The organism is Catenulispora rubra (assembly GCF_015356825.1).
GTDB classification, from domain to species: Bacteria; Actinomycetota; Actinomycetes; order Streptomycetales; family Catenulisporaceae; genus Catenulispora; species Catenulispora rubra.
Map to the genome: position 1 here is coordinate 234,216 of NZ_JAACYW010000001.1, position 20,559 is coordinate 254,774.

Below are 20,559 nucleotides of genomic sequence, written 5' to 3' on the forward strand. Positions count from 1 at the left end.
ACGAGGGTGAATCGTCCTGTTTCACGTCCCCGGCGCGCTCCCGGCCGACGGCTTGTTGCCGTCCAACGCCTTCCACCGCGCGCGCAGCGCGTGGGCGGCGGCCTTGGGCTGGCGATCGCGCGTGAACACGCCCTTCTTGTTGCCGCCGACGCGGTGGACGCCGTTGCTGGTCTGGAAGTCGGCGAAATTCCAGACGTGCTCGCCGACGAAGGCGTCGATCCGGTCGAATACGCGATGGTGCGCCTCGAAATAGGCCTGCTGGTATTCCTCGGTCCATGGCTGGTCCCACATTGAGTGCAGTCCTGGCATGGTGTCCGCGCCGTACTCGGTCATCATGACCGGCTTGCGGGAACTTCTCGGCCCAAGCCCGCAGATCGCCCTCCAGGTAGGCCTCGGCCGTGAAGAGGTCCCCTGGCGTGACGTACCAGCCGTAGTACCGGTTGAGGCAAACGACGTCGAACAGGTCGGCGATGCGGTCGTTCGCCGAGGTCGCGAACATCACGACGGCGTAGCAGACCGGTCGGGTCGGGTCGAGCCCGCGGGTGAGCTCGACCAGAGGTTCGAAGTATTCGCGCGCGCCCTCCTCATTCGAGGACGGCTCATTGGCGATGCACCACATGACGACGCTGGGGTGGTTCTTGTCGCGCGCGATCAGCTCTCTGATCGCCTGACAATGCGCCGCGCGGGTCTGGTCGTTGCACGTCTCCTTCGAGAACGTCGGTCGGTGCGGCCGGCCGGCGATGCCTCCTTCGACGGCCATGTTGAGTCCGACCGCCGCCGTCTCGTCGATGACGACGATGCCGTGCCGGTCGGCGAACTCCATCACCTCCTCGGCGTACGGATAGTGAGACGTGCGGAAGGAGTTGGCGCCAATCCACTCCATGAGCTGGAAGTCGTGAACCAGATAGGCGTCGTCGTGGCCTTTGCCCCGGACGGCCGTGTCCTCGTGCTTGCCGAAGCCGGTGAAGTAGAAGGGAACACCGTTGATGAGGAACTGTGTGCCGCGGACTTCGACGGTCCGAACGCCGAACGGCTGCGTATAGGTGTCGACGACCTCGTCTCCCTCAAGCACCTCGGCAACGAGGTCGTAGAGGTATGCCGCACCGGGCTGCCACAACGTCACGTCGTCGACGCGCACAACACCGTTCGCGCCGTCCGCCGCGGCGACTTCGGTGCCCGTGTCGTCGAGCACACGCACGCGTACCGACGCGGACTCACTCGATTCACTCGTCTCTACCGAGTACTCGACAGTCCCAGCAGCCCCGTCCAGACCGGTCACGATTGTGATGTCCTCGACGTGAACGGCCGGAACGCTGTACAGCCACACCGAGCGTGCCAGGCCCGCGTAGTTGTAGAAGTCGTGGAGGTACTTCTGCTGTCGCCGGCCGTCGGCCGCCACAGTGATCGAGCCCGGCGGGATCGTGATGTTCGTCAGCTCGTTGTCGACGCCGACGGTGAGCCGGAACTCCCGACCGGCCCGGACCTGCTCGGTGATGTCCGCTTCGAACGGCGTGTAACCCCCGACGTGCTCGGCGACGAGGACGTCGTCGACGTACACCTTCCCGTGGTGGGTGGCTGCGTCGAAGCGGAGGATCACGCGCTCGTCCGCCCAGCCGCGCGGCACACGCACCATGCGCTGGTACCAGGCCCAGCCCACGTGGTCACGGATGGCGCTGTCGGTGAACAGGTCGTTGTAGCTGGCCGGCACTGCGGCCTCAAGTCTCGTGTCGAGCGGTCCCGTCCACGGATCCGCCGCGATGCTTCCCCCGACCGCAAACCGCCAAAGCCCGTCGAGGTTCACCAACTCGCGCGTGGCAGTGGATCGGGGTTTCAGCATGAGGCTTCCTCCTGTTCATGGTTCTGGTTCAGTGCACCGTGCGGGTGCGTCGCAGTGGCGGCCGCGGCCGCCACTGCGGTTCCGTCGAATCGCTCAGGAACTACGCACGACGTAGTGGTTCGTGGACGGGTCGAAGGCGAACAGCCGCTCCGGGATGGCCCCGCTCGGCGTGGTGGCCGTGTAGTTCGCGTCGTCGGTGTAGTCCGGGAGGTGGATCTTGCCGAGAGCCGCTCCGGCCTGCTGGAAGGACTCGTAGTTCAAGTCCTTGCCCGCCTTGTCCGCTATTGCTTTGAACAATGACAAGTACAGGCAGGCCGCGGTGGCCGAGGTCGCCGGGGTGGCAGCGCCCGGCGCGGCGAGCTGCGGATCGGTCAGCTTGCCAGCCAGGCCCGGGACCGCTGCCTGAATGGTGTTCATGCAGTCCAGGTTCGCCGGGTCGCTGAAGCTGGTCGCCGGGTCGGTCGCCAGGGCGTTCGCGATGGTGGTGAAGTCGTGCTTGCCGTTGCTCGTGACGTAGGACTCAGCGTCGGCCGCCGAGGTGTACATCAGCTGCGGCCGGTAGGAGATGTGCTCCTCGAAGGCCGTGTATCCGCCACCCGCTCCTCCGACGATGAGGACGGTGTCGGCGCCTGCCGACTGGAACTTCTGGGCGGCGATCCCCATCTGCGTTCCCATGGCGGTGGCGTCGCTCGGTTGGGCCGTGATGACGGCCGTGGCGACCGGGGTGATGCCCTTGGCCTTCAGCTCGGGGATCGCCGAGCCCTCCATCGAGGCCTGGTCCGCCTGGATTGCGATGACCGCGACCTTCTTGCCAGTGAGTTTTCCGGCGGCGGACAGCGTGTCGACCGCCGCGACGGCGGCGTCGCCACCCTGGCTGGTGCTGAACCACGGGGCCTGGGCCAGAGCGAGGCTGGCCGCGGTCTCGTCACCGCCGATGACCGCGGTCTTGTGCGTCTGTGCGTAGCACAGCGGCTGGTCGGGGTTGGTGAAGGTGCCGATGACGGCGAAGACCTTGTCGTCGTCGGTGAGCTGGACGCAGGTCTGCGTGGTGTTGGCCGGGGAGACCAGGTCGAGCTTGCCGTACACCGGGACGATCTTGCGGCCGTTGACACCGCCGGCCGCGTTGATCTTGGCGATCATCGCGTTGTAGGAGGCTTGGAAGTCGCCCTGATCGATGTTCACGTACTGCTTGACCGTGCTGAAGTCCGGGTAGACGACACCGATCTTGATGGAGTCTGCGGTGACGCCGGTCGCAGTCGTGGGGAAGGAGCGGCCGGAGGAAACGGAGGTTCCGGACCCGGACGCGGACGGTGTCGCCGCCTTCTTGGATTGGGTCGAGCAACCGGCCAGCACTATCACCGCGACAGCGGTGACTGCGGCCACCACGCGGCGAAGGGTTTTCTGGGAAGTCATCGCGCTGAGTTTCCTGTTCTGAGAGAGGGGACAGGGTTTTGTGCTCGGTGACGATCAGGCGGTTCTGTCGGCTGTCTCGGCGGGGGCCGCGACAGGGCTTGGCGGAGGCGGAACGGTGCCGCTCCGGGTGATGGCGCGCTCGTCGATACCGAGGTAGCTGGCGACGACACGCGGATCGTGACGTACAGTCGCCGGCTCGCCCGCGGCGATGATCCGGCCGGTCTCAAGGCAGTACACGCGATCGCTGATGCCCATGATCAACGGCATGTCGTGCTCGATGATGAGCATCGAAGCGCCCATCTCGCGGCGGACCTCGCGGATGAGCGGACCGAACGCCTCGGTCTCCCGTTGAGCGACGCCCGCGGTGGGTTCGTCCAGACACAGGACACGCGCGTCCAGTGCCAACAGGCCGGCCAGTTCGACGATCCGCCGCGTGCCGGTCGACAACTCGCCGATGAACGCGTCGGCGTAGCGGCCCAGCCCCAGGAAGTCTATGAGGTCGTGGGCGTCGGCGCGTTTTGCCCGTTCGCCGCGGATCGACTTCGGCAAGAGCAGCGCCGTGGACAGCAGCCCGCTGCGGCCCCTCGCCTCCAGTGCGATCTGGACGGTCTCCGAGACGGTCAGCTCCGGGAACAACGTCGCGGCCTGGAAGGTTCGGCCGAGCCCGAGAGCCGCTCGTTTGTGCGGTGCCAGGCCGCTGACGTCGCGGCCGAGCAGATCGACGCGGCCGGCCGCGGGGAGGAACCCGCCGATGGCGTTCATCAGCGTCGACTTCCCGGCTCCGTTGGTGCCGATCAGGCCGACGATCTCATCGGCGTGCACCTCGATCGACACTCCGTCGACCGCCGTGACACCGCCGAAGCGCACCCGGATCTCCGAGGTGGCCAGCACGGGCCGGCCGGCCGGAAGCGGAGCGCGCGTCCTCATGGTGAGCGATACCGGAGGATCGAGAGTGGTCTTGGCAGGAGCCGGAGGCATCCGTTTGTCGACCCAAGCGAGCAGCCCGTCGCGCGCGCTGTAGCCGACCTGCACGAGGCCGCCCGGGAAGTACAACAGCAGAACGAGGAGACCGAGGCTCGACGACAGCAGTGGCACAATCGGGTTTCCCGGGAAGAACGCGGGCAGCCCTACCACCCACAGTGCCCCGAGCACCGGTCCCGTCGTCGAACCCAGGCCGCCGATGACCACGATCGATACCAGCGACAACGAGTCGGCCGACAGGAAGTAGTGGTCGGTCGGGACCGACTGCAGGGCCGCGGCCAACAGCGCTCCGCCTGTCCCGGCGATCCCGCCGCCCAGGGCGAAGGCACGCAGCTTCGTGCGTGCGGCGGCGACCGTGTAGGCGGCGGCGGTAGACGGATTGTCCCGCACGCCGATCGTCGTACGTCCGATACCGGTGCGCCGCAGCCGCCCTGCCAGCATGAGCACGACGACGAGTACGACCAGGACGACGTAGTAGTACGCGCGCTGCGAGGTGACATCGATCCCGAACACTGTGCTGCGCGGGAAGGACGCCGTGCCGGACCCCGGTGAGTCCATGAAGATCGGACGCGCATAGAGATACTGCTCGCACGCGATCCCGAACGCGAACGTCGTCGCGGCAAGCAACAGTCCGCGCACTCGCAACGCGCCGATACCCAACAACGCCGCAAGCGCCGAGGTGAGCAGCGCAGCGATGGCCACGGCTGCGGGAAACGGCAGCGCGTGGATGGTGAGGATGCTGTTTCCCAGGTCGACCTGAGCTCCCCGGACCAGTGCGGCGGCGGTCAGAGCACCGAGGCCTGCGAAAGCCATCTGCCCGAGCGACAGCTGTCCCGCCCAGCCGGTAAGGATCGTGACGGAGACCGCGCAGATCGCGTAGCACAGGATGACCGTGTAGAGCAGGTGCCGTGACGGCAGGCTGACCACCAGCGGCACGATGACCGCCACGACCCCCAACAGAAGGAGTGTCAGGCGCTCGATGTTGCGTACCCACCAGATCTCGCGCAGCCGCTCGGGCACCGGCCGCACCTTCGGGGCGAAGGAGAACGCGCCGGTGTCGGCACGCTGGCTCCGGCTGACGATGTACACCGCCACGAGCACCAGGACGAACACCAGAGCATCAGTGAGCCCGGCGTTGTCCAGCCAGTTGAACTGGACCACCGCCTGCAACAGGCCCAGACCCACGCCGGCAGCCATGGCGACGCGGAAGGAGACCATGCGCGCGATCACCGCTGCGGCGAGCGCCCGGGCCAGCGTGGTCGGGCCCAGGGTCGCCAGGTCGGTCACAGACCGGTTCTCGCCGGAGATGAGGATCAGGCACAGCGAGGAGACCAGGCCGGCGATCGACCACACCGCCGCCGAGACCGCCTTGGGGCTGATCCCCTGCAGCCGGGCCAGCTCGGGGTTGTCGGCTGCGGCCTTCACCGTCGTGCCCAACAGGGTGTGGTTCAGGAACCAGGACAGCCCCAGGGCGGTCGCCGGAACGACGACGAGAACGGCGATCTGGGTGCCGCTGATCTGCAGCCGGCTGGTCGGATGCCAGACCGCGCCGGAGACCGTCGGGTAGTAGAGGGTCTCGTCATGGATCTTCGGCAGGGAGCTGACGACGGCCAGGGCCAGTTGCGCCACACCGATCGTCGCGACGAGGACGATCACGCGCGGGGCGTAGAACAGGCGGCGGATGACCACGCGGTCCACGAGCAGACCGAACAGCGTGCCGGCCAGGAGTGCGATCGGCAGCGCGATCCAGAACGGGGTATGGAAGTCCAGGACGAGGTCGGCGAAAAGGCCTGAGCCGATCAGGCCCATGTTCGCGACCGCGAAGTTGATGACCTTGGTGGCCCGGTGGACCAGCACGATGCCCATGCCGAGCAGGCCGATGATCAGGCCGTCCACGACGCCGTCGAGGAGCAGTTGCGGGGTGAAGAGCGTCATCGTCTCAGCCGCCGTCCCGGCCGAGGAACACCGCGCGCGCCAGGTCGTCGCGCTCGGCGAGTTCGCGGGCCGACCCGGTGAAGCGGACCTGGCCCTTCTCCAAGAAGACGGCACGGTCGGCCAGGGCGAGGGCGATGTTCAGCGACTGTTCGACGATGATCATCGTCAGACCGTCGGCCTTGAGCCGCTCGATCACCTCCAGCAGGTCACCGACGACGACCGGGGCCAGGCCCAGGGAGAGTTCGTCGATGAGCAGGACTTCGGGCTCGTGCAGCAGCACCATCGCCAGGGCCAGCAACTGCTGCTGGCCGCCGGACAGCGATCCGGCGAGCTGGTCTTGGCGCCCGGCCAGATCAGGGAACAGATCCAGGACGTAGGCGAATCTCTTCTCCCGGGCCGCGGGGTCTTTGCGCAGGACGAACGCGGCCATCTGCAGGTTGTCGCGGACAGACAGGGCCGGGAAGACCCCTTTGCCGCCGGGCAGCAGGTGGATGCCATAGCGCCCGCGCTTCTCGGGAGCGACGTAGGTCATCGTGCGCCCGTTGAGCCGGATCACGCCGCGCGAGGGCGTGCCCAGACCGCAGATCACCTTGAGGATCGTCGATTTGCCCGCGCCGTTGGTGCCGAGCAGCGCCAGCACTTCGCCCCGATGGACTTCGAAGGCGACGTCGAAGAGCACCTGCACGTGGCCGTATTCGAAGTCGACGTCCCGGACCTGCAGGACCGGGACGTCGCCGGGGTCCTGGAGCCGGCGGTCGCGCTCTTCGAGCTCCTCGCGCAGTTCGGCGACGATGAGCGAGAGGTCGTTCTTGATGAACGTGGAGCTGCGGACCACCAGCAGGCCGCCGAGCAGCCCGGACGGCACGCCGACCACCAGGGTCGCGACGCGCGGGTCGTAGGCGTTGCTGATCAGCGAGGCCAACAGCGCTCCGCCGGTGGCACCGATGAAGAAGATGTAGATGGAGCCCAGCGCCGTGCCCATCCCGCGCAGACGGTAGGGCGTGATGGACTGGAGCACCGGGCTGATCATCGTGAACGCGGCGGTCTGCAGAAGCAGGACAGGGATGCCGACCAGAGTGAAGCTCAGCGCGGTCGGCATGAACCACTGGACCGGCCCCAGAAGCGCGGCTGGAATGATCAGCAGTCCCACGAGCGTCAGCGCGCGGGACGGATCACGCCGATAGAGCCGGTCGTAGCGGGGACCGAGGAACGGCAGGACGGCGAGGACGCCCAGCCCTCCGATGGTCCCCAGCACACCGCGCTGCAACGCGCCGGCGTGGTAGTGCTGGTCGAGCCACAGGTTCGTCAGGACCGCACCGGTGAACAGTGAGAATCCGATGGCCGAGAAGGCCACGATGGTCGACTTGAGAGTCCGGATCCGCAGCAGCCGGGCGAACGCCGCCTCGACGGAGATCGGCATCGGCTCCTTGTCCACGACGACTTCGCCGAGGACGGAGGTCATCTCCTGCTGGCCCCTCCGGGGCTCGGGCAGGCGCAAGGCCAGGACCGCCACGACCGCAGCCGGAAGACCCAGGATGAGGAAGGGCACGCGCCATCCGTTCGACCCGCCGGCCCATGCCGCGAGACCCCCGACGGCCAGTGGACTCAGCGCACCGACGATGCTGCCGGCCATCCCCGAGATCGCAGCCAACCTTCCGCGTATCCCTATCGGATAGGCGTCGGCGACCATCGACCCGTGCACCGGCAGTGTGCTGGCTTTGGCGACACCCACGCCGAACCGGGCCAGGAACAGCAGGAACACGTTGGCCGCCAGCCCGGAGGCGACAACCATGGAGGAGAACACCAGCCCCGCGATCCCGGCGACACGGCCACGCCGGAACCGGTCGGCCAGCCAGCCCATGGGCAGCGCCCCGAGCACGAGGAAGGCCCCTGAGGCGGCGGATATGAACACGATGACACCGTTGCTGACGTGGAACGCCCGCCGAATATCCGGAGCCAGGACGCCCAGCGTCGCGCTCTCCAGATTGTCGAAGGCGGCGAGCACCGTCAGAGTCAGGAACGTCGCCAGCCCGCCGGCCGCCAGCCCTTGACGCAGCGAAACGGTCTCGCCGCCGACACCTGGCAGCAGTTCGTCGGCGAACAGCGCCTCACGCCGCCCGTCGGCCTGGCGCGCCCGGCGCTCGGCCTCGGCCTCGATCAGCCTGGCGGCCAGGCCCGCGGCGTCTGCCTGAGGCTCGACGGTCTCCCGTGAAGCGATCACGGAGCCCACCGCCCGGGCGGGCTGTGAAGCGATTGCATGGAGCTCTCCTCGGTGCGAATGGAGGGAATTCGATCACTGATGGAAACGACTCGACACGAGAGCGCAATGGCGCACGGGGATCGCGGGATGCCGTCCGAGCAGCTCGGACGTGTCCCGAATGGTTCAAGTAATGCGCATTGCCAATACGCATTGCCAATGCGCATTAGTAAAGGGCAGGACCAGAACCCTGGCAAGTCACAGGTTCGTAACGAGCGCGTTACCGAGCGATGGGACGTTGTTGATCACCCGGACGCCCCGCCGCTGTCGCCGACGGCAGATACATTCCATACGCCCGAGCAAACCGACCTCCAGGAGCAAACCTCATGACATCTGTGACGACTCCGGCGACCGGGCCTGGCGCGTGGGACGCCGCACTCGACGACGCCTTCCGACTACTGCTCGGAGGGAGGCCTGATGAGGACCCTGATGCCGTATACGGCGTCTACTACGCCGATGACGGCATCGACGAGTTCTTGTTCCCCAGCGTCTGGGCCACACCCGAGGCGTTGACCGACCACGAGCCCGGGGAGCTGCTGTTTCCGGGCGCGGACGGGTACCCGTTCTCTCCCGCGAAGTGGCGGTTCGACTTCCGCGAGTCGCTGTTCCGCTTCGACGCCGAGCTCCTCGACCTGACAGGGGCGTGGGGCGAGGGTGGACACAAGGGCCCGCGGCCCTTCCGCGGCGACTTCGCCGCCGATGTACGGGCCGTCGCGATCGACGGTGCCGACCGGGTACTCGTGCGCGGTGCGGACCTGGGACCGTTGCTCGCCCGCCACGGCGTCGACCTGGCCCACGAGAGTGCCGAGCAGCTCAACGGCTGGCTGACCGTGGTGTTGCGAGTAGCCACCGACGGCACCCTCGCCCATGCGATGCGGACCGCGACCTTCACCGACCGGGGCCCCGACGACCTGGCGCCCTTCGGCGACGAGGGCTACTTCGACGCCGCCGAGCAACGGTGGGAGGAGACACTGAGCGCGGTCCCGCTGCCCGCTCTGCGCGACCACCTGCGCATGCTCTGCCTTGATCAGGACGACGCCCGCGCCAGCGGCGCCTACTACTGCGGTGCCGAGGCATGGCCCTTCAGCACCGACATCCTGGACGAGATCGGCTGCTCGCTGATCGCCGGCTGGGAGTTCGGCGAATCGCAGGCCGGCACCGCCGTCGTGCGACTGCCGGACAGCCCGGTCAGGTCGAAGCCCGCTGAATGACCTTCGGCGGAACCACCGGAGGAAGCGCGGCTTGGTCGAGTTGGAGGCCTGACAGGCTGGCCACAACGGCTTCGGCGCGGCGGCGACCTACCGCATGGAGATCGAAAGCGATGGTGGTCAGCGCCGGAATCGCCAGCCGGGCGGTGGGGATGTCGTCGGACCCGATGACAGCGAAGTCGGCGGGCGCGGTCAGGCCGTTGTCGTGCATACCCGCGAGGATCGCGATCGCGGTCTCGTCGTTGAAGGCACAGACGCCGGTGACCGATTGCGCGGCCCACTGAGTCACGGCCTGAGCCGCGTCGACGAGGTCCAGGCTGGTGGTCAGAACCATCGGTGGTTCGATACCGGCCGCGGCGCACGCATCCCTTACGCCCTGCAGCCGCTCCTCGGCCATCGGACGGAGGCCGGGGTGTGCTGGCATGGCATAGCCGAGGTACCGGTGTCCGCGGGCAAGGAGGTGCTCGGCCTGCAACCGGCCGATCGGCTGCATGGAATGGAGATCATCCGATTGAAGAGGCAGGACGACGTCGGCACCGATCCGGTGCAGCGCCTGAACCGTCTCGGGGTCGAACGACTCGAATCCGATGACCGCGGAGGCGTTGACGGCGGCACACACGTCGGGCAGCGGTCGTCCATGAGCTCCCGAGAGATGGGTGACCAGCGTCAGACCACGGGCGGCGAGCGCGGCGGCGAGTTCCTCGACGAAGCGGCTGATGCCCGCGCCGATCGGCAGGTCGGGGACGGACAGGAGCACGACATCACTGCGGCCGGCCGCCAGCGCACGCGCCGAACCGTGAGGCCGGTAGTCCAGGCGCTCGGCGGCCTCCAGGACACGCTGGCGGGTCTCCTCGGAGATCCGCTGACCAGGCCGGTCGTTCAGGACGAAGCTGACCGTGGTCTGGGAGACGCCCGCGGCCCGCGCGACGTCTGTGCTGGTGGCTCGTTTGCCAGGTCGTGACATGGGCCCTCGTTCCCGGGATCGGCCGTTTCCGGCGGCCAGTGCCTATGGTAAAGCCTGCGATTTAATGCGCATTACCTGACTTCCACCGATACCGTGTGACCGTTAACACTACCGACGAGTACTATTCAGCCCTCTGATCCGCTCCGTGACGTGTTCGACTCTTAACGTTCCGTACCGGCGGCTCGCCCCCGAAGCCGCTCCCCGCAACGGAATGGACGACAAGAATGAGGAAGATCCGCACCGTCGCCGCGACGCTGACCGTCGGCGTCATCCCGCTCGGCATCACCGTGGCCGGCACCGCCCCGGCCGCGCACTCCGCCGCCGCGACGTCCGGCACGTTCTCGCTGCTGAACTACAACGTGGCCGGGCTGCCGGTGGTGCACGAGCCGCCGACGAAGCTGTCGATGGAGGACGCCGCCACCCAGATCGGGCAGCGGATCCAGCCCTACGACGTGGTCAACATGCAGGAGGACTTCAACTACCACGCGTACATCTACGCCGGCGACAACCACGCCAACCGCACCCCGACCAGCGGCCCGGCCGGGTTCGGCGACGGCTTGAACACGGTGTCAGACGACTCGTTCAGCGAGTTCAGCCGGACCAAGTGGTCCAGCTGCCACGCCGACAACGGCGACTGTCTCACGCCCAAGGGCTTCTCGGTGATGCGGCTGCAGCTGGCGCCCGGCGTTTATGTGGACTACTACAACCTGCACACCAACGCTGGGACCAGCAGCGGCGACGAGACCGCTCGGCAGAACGAGTGGCAGCAGCTGACCGCGTTCATGCAGGCGAACTCGGCGGGTGACGCGGTGATCGTGGCCGGCGACACCAACAGCCGTTACACCCGCGGCGATGACCAGTTGGCGAATTTCGTCGCGGCCAACGGCCTCACCGACTCTTGGGTGCAGTTGGAGCAGGGCGGCATCGCCCCGCCGGCCGGTGCGCCGCCGCTGATGTGCGACGAGACCGCGATCACGAACACCTGCGAGGTCACCAACAAGACCTTCTACCGCAGCAGCAAGCAGATCACCCTGAACGCCACCGCGTACAACAACGAGCACGCCAAGTTCCTGGACTCTACCGGCGCGATGCTGTCGGACATGGACCCCATCCTCACCGACTTCAGCTGGTCGCAAAACTCTGACTACCAGCAGAGCGACCTGTTCGGCGGCAACGGCGGCACCCCGTTCAACGACGGCGCTGCCATCCCGGCCGGCGTCGGCACCACCACGGTCACGCTCAGCGCCGGCAGCCGCGTCGACCAGGTCGGGCTCACCCTGGCCAACGGCACGTCGTTCACCCACGGCGGCACCGGCGGTACCCCGGCGTCGCTGACACTGAACAGCGGCGAGCACATCGCGTCGGTCGAACTGTGCGAAGGCCAGTACAACGGCGACAACCGGCTGTTCTACACCAAGTACACGACGGACCAGGGCCGCACCCTGGCTGGCGGAACTGTGACGTCGGACTGCACTACCTACGCCACCCCGAGTGGCTGGCAGCTGGCCGGCTTCTACGGCCGCTCCGGCACCGAGGTCGACAAGCTCGGGCTGGTCTACACCCGCCTGAGCTGACCACGCGACACGCACGTGAAGCGTTCTCGATGACGTCGGAATAGCGCCGTCATGCATGCCCATGGACGGGGCATGCATGACGGCCTCAGCTGTGGTGCGCGCTCTCGAAGAACGCGTACGAGCCGCCTACGGATCCGCGAGTCTTCGCCTGGTACATCGCGCTGTCGGCCTCCCTGAGGAACGTCTCGGGATCCTTGTCGGCGTCCGAGGTCACTGAAATCCCGATACTCGCGCTGATGTCGATGGTCTTGCCTACCTTGTCGAAGGGCTCTCTCACCGCAGCCAGAATCCGCTCGGCCAACAAGGCGACATCCTCGTCGGCTTGGATCCCCTCACACAGGATGACGAACTCGTCGCCGCCGAAACGCGCGACCAGGTCGCCGCGCCGCGCCGCCCGCCGCAACCTGCTGGCGACCGCGATGAGGAGGCTGTCTCCAGCAACGTGGCCGAAAGCATCGTTGACCGCCTTGAACCTGTCGACGTCGATGAAAAGGGCCGCGACCCTGCCCCCGCCCTCCCCCAGCACCGCGAGCGCACGCCTGATCCCGTCGAGAAGCAACTTGCGGTTGGCCAGGCGTGTGAGCGGGTCGTGCACCGCTTCGTCGGCCAGCACGTCCTCGATACGCTTGCGGTCCGTGTAGTCGTGGCTCAGCGCCAGGATGCTGCGCACGCTTCCGTCCTTACCGACTTCCGGCACCAGCTTGACGTGCAAGTACCGGAGGGTGCCGGCGACCATGACCGTGTACTCGGCGTCAGCGCCGTGGGCGCTTGCCAGCACGCCCGACAAGACCCGCTCCCACTCCTCCACGAAGTCGTCAGGGTGGCCGAGCTCCCGGTTGGTGTGGCCCAGAATCGCCTCGGCCGGCACCCCGAAGATCGCTTCGGCCGCCGGGTTCACATAGGTGAAGCGCAGGTCCCGATCGTAACGCGCCATGGGCTCCGGGCTTATGTCGAGAATCGTCTTGAACTCCAGACCAAGGCGGTCGAGTTCGTCCGACTGGTCCTGCAGCCGAGCCTCGATCTCCTGGCGGGCTGTGACGTCGCGACTGATCCCGAACGTGCCGATGATCCGGCCGTCCAGATCGCGCAGCGGCTGCTTGGTGGAGCTGACCACTCGTCTGACGTCGGAGGGCAGAACGGCGTACTCATGGACGTCAGCCTGCAGCCGCCCGGTGCGGATGATCTCTTGTTCGGCGGCATAGGCGGCCCGCGCATGATCGGCGATGAAGTAGTCGAAGTCGGTCTTGCCGAGCATGGCTGCGGCGTCGGCGGCACCCGTGAACCGAACCTGGCTGGCGCTGACCCTCAGGAATCGGGACTCCAGATCCTTGAAGTAGACCATGTCGGCGCAGGCGGACAGAAGATTGAAGAAGCAGACGGCGTCCAGCTCGGCGTCGCTGAGCGAGGCCAGATCCTTCTGCGCCTCGGCCGAGACTGAGGGCTGTCCATCCTCGTCTGCCACGGAATGAGCGTAATCTTCTTATATCGGCAACGCATCCGCCGCCGACTCGAAACAGCCGGCGGCGGTGCATTCGACTTAAGCGCTGGTGGCGCGTTCTGCTGGGTCGGGTCGCGACTCCCGGTTCCGAAACCGACCGTTGTCAACGGGTGTGTCCCGTGGTGAACCTGCACTGAATGCGCAACGGTCCGCTCTCCCACGTCCGGGAACAGCAACGTTACCGACTCGTTACGGAGCCGCGTCTTGCCTAACCCCGGACACCTGCCGTTAACTAATGCGCATTGGCAATGCGCATTACCACACCGAGGTACAAGCTCACCGCCTCCGCGTGGCTGTCGATCCACTTCTCAGGCGACCTGCCCCGCCTCGACCGACGCGAAGAACGCACGTCGAGGACCCAGCTGCTCCTGACCCCTCCGCTCGACAACGCAGCACCTGTAAGGAACCCTCGCTCCCAGCACAGGAAAGGCCGCCATGTCCGACACGAAGTTGGCTCCGCAACCCACCGAGGAAGGCACCGGATTCGGGCTGCGCCATGCGCTCATCCTGCTCGCCCTCCTGTGGGCGGTCGCGTTGAACCCCATCGTGGGCCTGCTCAGCGGCAACGCGCAGGCTCAGATCGCGATCCACTTCCGCACCACCCAGATCGCCTGGTTCACCCAGGCCGGTGCGCTGGTCGGAGTCTTCATCCTGCCCTTCGTGGTGAAGGCGGCCGGGATGTACGGCAAGAAGCGCACGCTCGTCATCGTCACCGGGCTCGGCCTGATCGGCGACCTGGTCGCCGCCGTGGCCACCGACTACCGCACCCTGCTCATAGGGCGCTCCTTCGCTGGCATCTACGGCGCCGCCGCGGCCGTCGCCTACGCCGCAGCGCGCGACGTCTTCCCCCGCCGCCTGGTCGGGCCGGCGAGCGCGCTGCTCGCGGGCAGCGTCGGGATCGTCGGAGTCGGAGGCCCGTTCCTGTCGGGATGGCTCATCGACACCTGGGGCTTCCGCGGCGCGCTGTGGTTCATGGCGATCTCCACGGCCGTGTGTCTGGCGATCCTGTTGGCCTTCCTCCCCGAGAGCCCGGTCCGCGAGGCGCACGGCCGGATGGACTGGCTCGGCGGGCTGCTGCTCGGCGGCGGGCTCACCGCGATCGTCTACGGCGTCGGCCAGGGTTCGGACTGGGGCTGGACCAGCGGGAAGTTCTTCACCTTCCTCGTCGGCGGCCTGGTGGCACTGGTCGTCTTCGCCGTCGTCGAGACGAAGGTCGCCGACCCCCTGTTCCCGATGGCGCTGCTGGCCCAGAGGAAGATCTGGACGGTCCTGCTCGCCACCGGGGTCGCCGCCGGCGCGCTGTACTCCGTGGGCGTCGTGATGCAGTTGCTGGTGCTCATGCCGAAGATCCCCACCATCTCCGACGGGCTGGGCTGGTCTGCGACGCACAACGCCTTGGTCACCTCTCCGGTGAGCATCCTGGTGATCGGCGCGGCCATCGCGACCGGCATCCTGGCCCGGCGGGTCGACGCGCGGATCCTGCTGGCCGGCGGCGGCATCCTGACGACCATCGGATACGGACTCGGATCCCAGTTCCACCACACCGCGGCCCAGCTCATCGGCTGGGGTGTGCTCAGCGGAACCGGGATGGGCATGGTGGTCTCCAGCGTCCCGATCATGGTCATCGCGGCGGTGAGCGCCCAGGATCAGGCAAAAGGCAACGGCGCACAGGTGATGGTGCAGGGCACCGTGCAGGTCGTCATCTCGCAGCTGGTGTTCGTGCTCATGGCCCGGGGCGGCAAGGTGATGCGGGGCACGCAGTTCTACAGCGACTCCGGCTTCCGTGCGGGATTCCTGCTGGTCACCGCCTGCTGCGCGGTCGGAGTACTGCTCGTACTGCTGATCCCGAAGGTCAAGAAGCTCGACGACGTCGAAGCCGGCCAGGCGGCCTGACACTCCCGGCGATCCTCGTTCTGCCGCGCCGAGTCGGCGCGGCAGAACGAGTTCCAGCAGACGACCGGCTGACCCGGCGCGCACGGCCAGGGCAAGGCCGCAGATCACTTGAGGGACATCACATGATCCGTACTTCTTTCAATGACGACTGGCAGTCCCGGGCTAAGGTGAATCCCTTCGCCGAGCTGGGCGGCCACTCGTTCCCGTTCCAGCCGGTGATCGTGCCCCATGACGCGGTGATCGGGCAGGAGCGGCGAGCGCCGAGCGCCGAATCCGGGATGGACGGCGGCGCGGGCGCCTACTTCCCCGGGGGGACCTTCGAATACCGCAAGACCTTCCACGTCTCGGAGGAGCTTCGCGGCAAGCGGATCCTCATCGAATTCGAGGGCGTCTATCGCGACGCCACCGTGCACATCAATGGCAACTACGCCGGCCAGCGCCCTTACGGCTACTCGCAGTTCTTCATCGACGCCGACCGCTTCCTGCGCTTCGGCCAGGACAACGAGATCCACGTCGAGGCCCGCAGCCACCGGGACTCGCGCTGGTACACCGGCTCGGGCATCTACCGCGACACCTGGATGCTCGTCGGCGGCCTTGTCCGGATCGCGCCGGAGAGCCTGCGCATCACCACCCCGGACGTCGAGGCGCAGCTGGCGGTCGTCCAGGTCGCGACGACGGTCGAGAACGACTCGATCGAGATCCGGACCGTCGACATCCGCACCGAGATCCGCGACTCCTCCGGCGCTGTCGTCTCCACTGATGACTCGCGTGTCTCGGTGCTGCCCGGTAAGCCCGCGACGGTCCGCCAGCGCTTGTACGTGGACGACCCGGCCCTATGGAGCACAGAATCGCCGACGCTCTACACCGCCAGTGTCGCCCTGACGGACGCTGATGGAGAGGTGGACGCGGAGACTGCCACCTTCGGCATTCGATCGCTTCACCTCGACCCGCGCCGGGGTCTTCGGATCAATGGCGAAACGGTCAAGCTTCGTGGCGCGTGCATACACCACGACAACGGCGTTCTTGGTGCGGCGACGTTCTCCCGGGCCGAGGAGCGCCGCGTCCAGCTTCTGAAGGACGCCGGATTCAACGCGATCCGCATGTCGCACCAGCCGATCAGCAAGGCCATGCTGGACGCCTGCGACCGGATCGGGGTGCTCGTGGTGGACGAGGCCTTCGACATGTGGACCTCGGGCAAGAGCGAGTTCGACTACAGCCTCAGCTTCCCCGAATGGTGGGAACGCGACATCGAGGCGATGGTCGCCAAGAACTTCAACCACCCCAGCGTCATCCTGTACTCGATCGGCAACGAGATCCCGGAGGTCGGGTCGCCGTCCGGCGCCGCCCTGGGACGCGAGCTCGCCGAGAAGGTCCGCTCGCTGGACGGCACCCGCTACGTCACCAACGGGATCAACGGGATGCTCGCCGTGATGGCGGACCTGAAGGCGAGGAAGCAGCAGGCTGCCCCGTCCGTCGACGAGGGTGCCGGCATCAACACCCTCATGGCCGATCCGGCCCAGGGCCTGAACGCGATCGGCGCCTCGGAACTGGTCACGCAGCGCACCGCCGAATCGTTCGCCGTGCTGGACGTGGCCGGCATGAACTACATGGAGGCGCGGTACGAGCCGGACCAGGAGCTGTTCCCGAACAGGATCATCCTCGGCACAGAAACGTTCACGACCCACATCGACGGGAACTGGCGCCTGGTCAAGGCGCATGCGCACGTCATCGGCGACTTCGCCTGGACCGGTTGGGACTACCTCGGCGAGGTCGGCATCGGGCGGCCGCAGTACATCACCCCGGACAGTCCGCCGCCCGCCTTCAGCGCACCGTACCCGCACCTGGTGGCCGAGACCGGCGACATCGACATCACCGGCCACCGCCGCCCCGCATCCTTCTACCGTGAGATCGTTTTCGGTCTGCGCGCGCAGCCCTACGTGGCGGTCAAACGGCCGCAGCATCACGGGAAGACGTACGCCGGCACGCCCTGGGCCTGGAGCGACTCGATCGCCAGCTGGACTTGGCCCGACTTCGAGAACTCACCGATCAGTGTCGAGGTGTACAGCGACGCCGATGAGGTAGAGCTCCTGGTCAACGGACGCTCTCTCGGCAGGCGGCCGGTCGGCGAGGACCACCGGTTCCGCACCGAGTTCGACACGGTCTACGAACCGGGCGAGCTCCTGGCCGTCGCCTACCGCGGCGGCGCCGAGTCCGGCCGTTTCGCCCTGCGGTCCGCGACCGGCCCGGTGCAGTTGCGGGCTGAAGCCGACAGGCCCGTCGTCAACGCGACCGGCGGAGACCTCGCCTACATCCCCTTCACCCTCACGGACGCCGCCGGGACCCTTCACCCCGCGGCCGACCGACTGGTGAGCGTCGAGGTGTCAGGAGCCGGCACGTTGATCGCCCTCGGCAGTGCGGTTCCGTCGACGGAGGAGCGCTTCGACGCCAAGGAACGATGGACGTACGAGGGTCGTGCCCTGGCCGTCGTCCGCCCGATCGGCGCCGGTCAGATCCGTCTCACCGCGACCGCCACAGGCTGTGACCCGGTCGAAGTCACCGTCACTGTGCAGTAGGAGAAGAACAGCATGTTGATCTCATCGCAGACGCGGAGAGGCATCTCAGGACTCGTCGCCAAGCTGACGCTGGAACAGAAGATCGCCCAGCTGACCGGCTTCAGCGTGGCGGAGACCTTCGTCCAGCGGGCCGGCGGCGGGCGGGCGCCCACCCCCGATCCGGGTCTTGTTCCAGAGCTGCGCCCGCACGGCGTGGGTCACCTGTCACTGGCCTGGTTCCTCGGGTTCGATGCGGAGAGCCTGCGCAAGGATCTCGCGGCCATCCAGGACGCCGTGCGGGACGTGTCGCCGTTCGGCATCGGCGCGCTCGTCCACAACGAGGGCATCAACGGGTTCCTGCACGTATCGGGTTCTCAGTTCCCCACCGCGTGGGGGCAAGCCGCGACCTGGGACCCGTCGCTGGTCGAACAGGCCGCGGCGGTGACGTCGAAGCACATGCGCCACTCCAGTGTCCAGCTGCTCTTCTCGCCGGTCATGGACATCAACCGCGATCCGCGGTGGGGCCGGGTCCACGAGACCTACGGTGAGGACCCGGAACTGGCGGCCCAGTTCTCGGTCGCGTTCGTCCGCGGCGTCCAGGGCACGGATCAGGAGAACGGCGTCCTCGCGGCCGGCAAACATTTCCTGGGCTACGGTGCCTCAGAGGCCGGCCTCAACACCGCCGTCACCCAGCTCGGCCGGAGGGCACTGACCGACGAGTACGCCGAGCCGTTCCGCCGGGCGATCACCGAAGCGGGCCTCGCGGTCGTCATGAACTCCTACAACGAGATCGACGGCATCCCGGCAGGGGCGAACCGCTGGCTGCTGACCGACTTCCTGCGCGGACAACTCGGCTTCGACGGCCTTGTCGTCAGCGACTACGACGCGGTGAACCTGCTGCGTGTCGCCTACCGCACCGCCGTCACCGAAGGCGATGCCGCGCGACAGGCGCTCACAGCGGGCTTGGATGTCGAGCTGCCCGACGCCGTGAACTTCCCCGCGATCCTGAACGAGATCGAGAGCGGACGGCTGGACGAATACGTCCTGGACATCGCTGTCGCCAGAGTGCTGACCGCGAAGGCCCGAGTCGGGTTGATCCCCGGTTTCAGCCTGGCCCCGACGGCCCTGCGAGCGGACGTGGAACCTCCGCAGTCCGAACCCGCGCTGCCGGATCCCGAGGCTGCCGCCGCGATACGACACTCGATCGCCGAACGCAGCATGGTCCTGCTCGCGAACGACGGCATCCTGCCGCTGACACCCGGCGCGCGCCGCATCGTCCTCGTCGGTCCGGCAGCGGACGAGCTGCGGATCCACTTCGCCGCCTACACCTCGGTCGCCGCAAGGGAGATGCCGATCGGTATGCGGGCCGTCCGGGAAGGCAAGGTCACCGGCGTGGACCCGGCGAACTTCGTGTTCACCGACATCTTCCAGACCCGGATCCCGGAGCTGGAATCCGTCTTCGAAGAAGGCGCCCGGACGATCCACCCCGAAGCGCGCACCGTCCTGGAAGCCGTGCGCGAGTTCGATGCGACGATCGACTTCGCACCGTTCGGCCGGTTCGACATCAACAGCGGCGAGGCCTTGGACACAGCAGCGCTTCACCGAGCCGTCGACGGCGCCGACCTCGTCGTCGCCGTCGTCGGAGAACGTACCGGGTGGGTGGGCACCAACACGGCCGGAGAAGGCCAGTCGACAGCCTCGCCGGTGCTCCCGGGAGACCAGGAAGAACTTCTCGCGTCGCTCGCCGCGGCCGGGAAGCCGTTGGTGACCGTGGTCGTCTCCGGCCGCCCGCTGCTGCTCGAACCAGTGGCACAGGTTTCCAACGCCGTCCTGCTCGCCCCGCTCCTGGGCGAAGAAGGCGGCTCGGCCATCGCCTCGGCGATCTTCGGAGCGGTCAATCCGAGTGGCAAGCTGCCCAGCACCTTCCCCCGGCACCTCGGACAGTTGCCCATCTACCACGGGCATCACCACGGGAGCGGGTACGGCCACCCGACCGGGACCCGCCACGGCTATGGCGACCTCAAGCAGCAGGGCCCGCTGTACCCGTTCGGCCACGGCCTGTCCTACACGTCGTTCAGCCTCGCCCTCGACGAACAGGACGGCCCGGCCGTGGAGCTGGTCGAGGGGATGATGCTAGCGCGCGTCCGCGTGTCGAACACGGGCGAAGCCGACGGCGAGACCGTAGTGCAGCTCTACGCGCGTGATCAGGCCGCCTCGGTCGTCCGCCCGGTCCGACAGCTGATCCAGTTCCAGCGGATCGCCCTGGCCGCCGGCGAAAGCCGCCGACTCATCCTGGAAGCCCCCGTCCGACGGCTCCACTACACGATGCCCGACGGCCGCCGCGGCATCGAGGCGGGCGCCATCACGGTGCTCGCCGGATTCAGCAGCGATGACATCCGGTGCGACGCGTCGATCGTTGTCGACGCCGAAACATCCTGACCCAGCCC

Annotated in this window: 10 protein-coding genes and 1 pseudogene; 5 read left to right on the forward strand and 6 right to left on the reverse strand. The window is 67.5% G+C overall.

What is annotated here, in order from left to right:
• Positions 1-21: 21 nt before the first annotated feature.
• The 4 genes and pseudogenes from uidA to GWK61_RS01090 all read right to left on the reverse strand — a co-directional run bounded on the left by uidA (position 22) and on the right by GWK61_RS01090 (position 8,396).
• Positions 22-1,837, reverse strand: a pseudogene (gene uidA, locus GWK61_RS01075) (beta-glucuronidase).
• Between the two features lie 93 nt (positions 1,838-1,930).
• A complete protein-coding gene (locus tag GWK61_RS01080; RefSeq protein ID WP_194903893.1) occupies positions 1,931-3,250 on the reverse strand; it encodes a type 1 periplasmic-binding domain-containing protein in 1,320 nt (439 codons plus the stop codon).
• 54 nt (positions 3,251-3,304) lie between these two features.
• Positions 3,305-6,166 (reverse strand): ABC transporter permease subunit, encoded by a 2,862-nt coding sequence (locus GWK61_RS01085; protein WP_194903895.1) that lies wholly within the window; start codon positions 6,164-6,166, stop codon positions 3,305-3,307.
• Between the two features lie 4 nt (positions 6,167-6,170).
• Positions 6,171-8,396, reverse strand: coding sequence for an MFS transporter (locus GWK61_RS01090; protein ID WP_438939745.1), 2,226 nt, complete (start codon positions 8,394-8,396; stop codon positions 6,171-6,173).
• A 353-nt stretch (positions 8,397-8,749) separates the two neighbouring features.
• Here GWK61_RS01090 and GWK61_RS01095 point away from each other — a divergent pair, with 353 nt between their 5' ends.
• Positions 8,750-9,634 (forward strand): hypothetical protein, encoded by an 885-nt coding sequence (locus GWK61_RS01095; RefSeq protein WP_194903900.1) that lies wholly within the window; start codon positions 8,750-8,752, stop codon positions 9,632-9,634.
• On the opposite strand, the gene GWK61_RS01100 is transcribed toward GWK61_RS01095, so the two are convergent.
• Positions 9,612-10,595, reverse strand: coding sequence for a LacI family DNA-binding transcriptional regulator (locus tag GWK61_RS01100; RefSeq protein ID WP_194903902.1), 984 nt, complete (start codon positions 10,593-10,595; stop codon positions 9,612-9,614). The genes GWK61_RS01095 and GWK61_RS01100 overlap by 23 nt on opposite strands.
• A 224-nt stretch (positions 10,596-10,819) precedes the next feature.
• On the opposite strand from GWK61_RS01100, the gene GWK61_RS01105 reads away from it, so the two are divergent.
• A complete protein-coding gene (locus GWK61_RS01105) occupies positions 10,820-12,169 on the forward strand; it encodes a jacalin-like lectin (protein WP_194903906.1) in 1,350 nt (449 codons plus the stop codon).
• Positions 12,170-12,254: 85 nt separating this feature from the next.
• Here the strand turns inward: GWK61_RS01105 and GWK61_RS59205 are convergent, their stop codons facing one another.
• Positions 12,255-13,631: a diguanylate cyclase domain-containing protein gene (locus GWK61_RS59205; RefSeq protein WP_194903907.1), complete on the reverse strand. Its 1,377-nt coding sequence runs from the start codon at positions 13,629-13,631 to the stop codon at positions 12,255-12,257.
• Positions 13,632-14,102: 471 nt separating this feature from the next.
• Here GWK61_RS59205 and GWK61_RS01115 point away from each other — a divergent pair, with 471 nt between their 5' ends.
• The 3 genes from GWK61_RS01115 to GWK61_RS01125 all read left to right on the forward strand — a co-directional run bounded on the left by GWK61_RS01115 (position 14,103) and on the right by GWK61_RS01125 (position 20,551).
• Positions 14,103-15,560, forward strand: coding sequence for an MFS transporter (locus GWK61_RS01115; RefSeq protein WP_194903909.1), 1,458 nt, complete (start codon positions 14,103-14,105; stop codon positions 15,558-15,560).
• Positions 15,561-15,682: 122 nt separating this feature from the next.
• Positions 15,683-18,133, forward strand: a complete 2,451-nt coding sequence (locus tag GWK61_RS01120; protein WP_194903911.1) for a glycoside hydrolase family 2 TIM barrel-domain containing protein — start codon at positions 15,683-15,685, stop codon at positions 18,131-18,133.
• Between the two features lie 12 nt (positions 18,134-18,145).
• Complete coding sequence (locus tag GWK61_RS01125; RefSeq protein ID WP_194903914.1) at positions 18,146-20,551, forward strand: glycoside hydrolase family 3 N-terminal domain-containing protein; 2,406 nt, start codon at positions 18,146-18,148, stop codon at positions 20,549-20,551.
• Positions 20,552-20,559 lie beyond the last annotated feature (8 nt).

What these genes read in the sequence shown, in the direction of transcription:
- GWK61_RS01080 (WP_194903893.1), bottom strand. Translation starts at nt 3,250, where the DNA reads ATGACTTCCCAGAAAACCCTTCGCCGCGTGGTGGCCGCAGTCACCGCT.
- GWK61_RS01085 (WP_194903895.1), bottom strand. Translation starts at nt 6,166, where the DNA reads ATGACGCTCTTCACCCCGCAACTGCTCCTCGACGGCGTCGTGGACGGC.
- GWK61_RS01095 (WP_194903900.1), top strand. Translation starts at nt 8,750, where the DNA reads ATGACATCTGTGACGACTCCGGCGACCGGGCCTGGCGCGTGGGACGCC.
- GWK61_RS01100 (WP_194903902.1), bottom strand. Translation starts at nt 10,595, where the DNA reads ATGTCACGACCTGGCAAACGAGCCACCAGCACAGACGTCGCGCGGGCC.
- GWK61_RS01105 (WP_194903906.1), top strand. Translation starts at nt 10,820, where the DNA reads ATGAGGAAGATCCGCACCGTCGCCGCGACGCTGACCGTCGGCGTCATC.
- GWK61_RS01115 (WP_194903909.1), top strand. Translation starts at nt 14,103, where the DNA reads ATGTCCGACACGAAGTTGGCTCCGCAACCCACCGAGGAAGGCACCGGA.
- GWK61_RS01120 (WP_194903911.1), top strand. Translation starts at nt 15,683, where the DNA reads ATGATCCGTACTTCTTTCAATGACGACTGGCAGTCCCGGGCTAAGGTG.
- GWK61_RS01125 (WP_194903914.1), top strand. Translation starts at nt 18,146, where the DNA reads ATGTTGATCTCATCGCAGACGCGGAGAGGCATCTCAGGACTCGTCGCC.